This window comes from Roseovarius lutimaris, from assembly GCF_900115165.1.
In the GTDB taxonomy this organism is placed as follows: domain Bacteria; phylum Pseudomonadota; class Alphaproteobacteria; order Rhodobacterales; family Rhodobacteraceae; genus Roseovarius; species Roseovarius lutimaris.
In genome coordinates, this window is the sequence record NZ_FOVP01000062.1 from 1 (window position 1) to 2330 (window position 2330).

Sequence of the window (2330 nt, forward strand, 5' to 3'; positions counted from 1 at the left end):
GTCCGAGTTCTGAACCGGATGACCGGACTTGGCCGCCCGCATTTCGAACGCACCGCCTGAAGTCCGTCTCAGGTAGGGCGCGTTCTGAGTTGCAGTTGATCTGTGCAACACGGCCGGTAACTGCAAGGTCAGCGCACCGCTTACCATAAAACCTCAAAGAAGCTGCGCGCGCCTTGGAGTGCGACGACGACGCCCGCTTTGATGCCAGGCTCAAGAAAATAGCTAAAGCTGGTAAGAAGCCGGACAATTCGGAACAAGACGACTGGGTGAACAAGACTTAGTGGCTTGCAGAACAGCTTCGCAATCCGAGTTTATCAAACATACAATCGCCTAATTAAAGGCACAGCCAAAAATTGATTTTCTTCAGTATTTTTATGCCTGCGCCCAAAAATCAAGGGAACCGTGACAGCCGATCAAAGGCAAATTCCTCAACTACCAGAACAGCTCCTGTTCGTGCAGCAACGCCGACTTTGAGTCAGATCCAAACTTCAACGCCAATTGACACATCGCCTGTTTTATGTATTAATATACGATACGCTTATTGAAATCGAAACGTTGAATTTAACCAACGACACGCATTAGATAGGTAGTAAGATTATGAACAAAGAATTTTCTAGCCTGTTTCATCCGAGGCGCAAAGCGCGGGCAACCGATTCAGTTGCAGATCGTGATCGGCGCGCCTTTCTAAAGCTCTCGATGGCCCAAGGAATTGCCGCACCAGTTGCAATCGCGATGTTTCAGAACCCGGCGCAAGCTGAGGAGAGCAAACCGGCTCCACCACCTGCTTCGGTGCGTAAGGGAACACTGCGCAATACGAAGACGGATACCCCCAACTTGCATGCTTCCGGGGCTATCGTTCGTGACTTCGTTGATCCGTATTTGGAGCTTCTGCGACTGCTTCGTGAAGCGGCAGAAATCGAACACGCACTGATGCTTCAGTATCTCTTCTGCGCATTTTCTTTGCGCGAGCCATACCGTGATCTTGCCGGTTACGGCTCTGCAACCGCTGACAACATGATTGGTGTTGCCATTCAGGAAATGCAGCACCTGGCCGCCGTCAATAGGTTGCTTGTGGCACTTGGCAGTTGCCCTCATCTGGATCGTCAGGATTTCCCGTATGAACCTGATATCTACCCGTTCACTTTCGAGTTGGAACGACTCAGCAAGTCGGCCTTGGCGAAATATGTGTATGTCGAAGCACCTTCAGAAGTTTTCGACGTCTCGCTTGCTGAAACGGATGAAGACAAGGCATTCATCAATAATGTGATTGGCGAACATCATGGCATTCGTAAGCCCAATCACATCGGAAGCCTTTATCGCAGCATTCTGGATATGCTGGCCGAGGTTGCAAGCAGATCCGACTCCCCGATCACCAGCGATGAAGTTGCGGAATGGAGAGAAGAGCTCATCCGCATCATGGATGAGGGCGAAGACGATCATTTCAATTTTTTCCGCGCAACATTTGAAGCAAAACATGAGGCCTTTGGGGGCAAAACAAACGCTTGGGACCTGCCGCCGACGCACGCGGACTATCCCTCATACAATATTCCGACCAATCCAACGGCATACATCGGCCACCCAAATCAAATCGAGTCGATTGAGGCGCTGCTTCCTTCGTGGCTCGGAAATCTGCATTACTGGATTGCGCTCAGTACGCTTGATCTTGGCTACCGTACCCAAGATCACGACGCCGTTGAGCTCGCAATGGCGCAAATGATGTCAGCGATTTGGCCCATTGCGGAGGAATTGCCTCAACACAATTCCGGGATGCCATTCGATCCACTCAGTATGGGATATGCACTGGGTGCAGGACCGACACAAAGCAAACGAATTATCACGAATTTCGCGCAAGAAGCATTGAATTTTTCTACTACGATTCAACACCGTTTGCCCGATCGCTATGATACCGGGGCGACCGAAGAACTTATAAGCCACCTGACGAATTGAGAGAAGGCGGAGCCGGGTGGCAGAATTCTCCCTTTTCCACCCTATCCCTGTCACCTCAAAAACCGCATCCATCAAGCGATTGTCGGGCTTTCAACTGGGAGGGGGTGAGACTTGGTGATCAAGCGGCCATCTTTGCGACGGTCAGCCTGCCGGCAAGGACTGCGGCCCGTGTGACGGCGACGCGATGCACTCCGTGCGGAGACCATCGCATGCGCCGCCGTTTGCCCATTCGAGTGTTCCCGATGTCATCGACACAGCCTTCGAAATAGAGATTGTTGAATGTCGCCCAGACCTGATGGGGTGGATACCCCCTCCCGACGGCATCGCAATGTGCCAAGGTGATGTGGGTCACATCACTGATAGGAGGAAGCATCCATGGAACA

1 protein-coding gene and 1 pseudogene are annotated in these 2330 nt (G+C 51.8%); one reads left to right on the forward strand and one right to left on the reverse strand.

The features are described from left to right. The first annotated feature begins 597 nt into the window (after positions 1-597). On the forward strand, positions 598-1947 hold the full coding sequence (locus BMZ91_RS20900; RefSeq protein WP_092842499.1) for a ferritin-like domain-containing protein: 1350 nt from the start codon (positions 598-600) through the stop codon (positions 1945-1947). Between the two features lie 118 nt (positions 1948-2065). Here the strand turns inward: BMZ91_RS20900 and BMZ91_RS21895 are convergent. Beyond that, positions 2066-2330 (reverse strand): annotated as a pseudogene (locus BMZ91_RS21895) (hypothetical protein); the annotation flags it as partial.

Excerpts from the sequence above, each read along its gene's own strand:
- BMZ91_RS20900 (WP_092842499.1), top strand. The coding sequence starts at position 598 with ATGAACAAAGAATTTTCTAGCCTGTTTCATCCGAGGCGCAAAGCGCGG.